Raw genomic sequence first — 798 nt, forward strand, 5'->3', positions numbered from 1 at the left:
GTAGACAGGCTATTTGCCAATAGCGACGCAGCCAATCCGATTGAGAACGGAGGGAAATCCATGTTGGTCAGGGCACTGATTGGATTGCTACTGCTCGCGAACCTGCCAGGCATCGCGCTGGCCGGCACTTCGACACCGATACAAACCCTCTCACTGCACCCCCCAGTGCAGTCCATGCCGCTCGCTCCCAACTTGCAAAGCTGGTGTGATGGTACCGGCGAAGCCAACCTGACCGACGCCCGCCAGGCTGACTACCAGCCGCTCAAGCGCCAACAAATCAGCTTTGGTTATCGGCGCGACGCCTGCTGGTTTCGCGTGCGCTTCGAAAACACTGGCGACGGGGAATTACCGCTGTGGCTACAGGTCGACTATGCCATCCTGGATGAAGTGGATTTTTTCTGGTCGACGACCGAGGCGTGCAATCAACCCATATGGGCGACACCTTGCCTTTTTCCAGCCGCCCCGTGCATATCCGCACTTTCACTCTCCCCTTCACGCTGTTACCGGATACCCCGCGCACCCTGTATCTGCGCGTCTACTCACTGACCAGCGCCATGACCGTACCGGTCAGCCTCGTCGGCCGAAATACATTCATCGAACAACAAAGCAGCAACGAATGGCTAATGGGAGGGTTTTACGGCATTGGCCTGGGGCTACTGTGCTACCACCTGGTGCTATGGCTGGGCGGACGTGAAAGAAACAGCCGCTTCTATGTTCTGCATCTGGCCTCATCCACACTCTATGTGGCTACCCTGCAGGGGGTTTTGCAGCAATTCTGGTTCGAATCCCAGGTATTAC

The 798-nt window shown here is 57.0% G+C and carries 1 protein-coding gene and 1 pseudogene; both read left to right on the forward strand.

From position 1 onward, the window contains the following. Positions 1–174: 174 nt before the first annotated feature. Positions 175–515 (forward strand): annotated as a pseudogene (locus tag A3754_RS28805) (7TM-DISM domain-containing protein); the annotation flags it as partial. Positions 516–554: 39 nt separating this feature from the next. Further along, on the forward strand, positions 555–798 hold a 244-nt coding region (locus A3754_RS03155), incomplete at its 3' end, for a 7TM diverse intracellular signaling domain-containing protein (RefSeq protein ID WP_156496734.1).

It is taken from the genome of Alcanivorax sp. HI0083 (assembly GCF_001635175.1).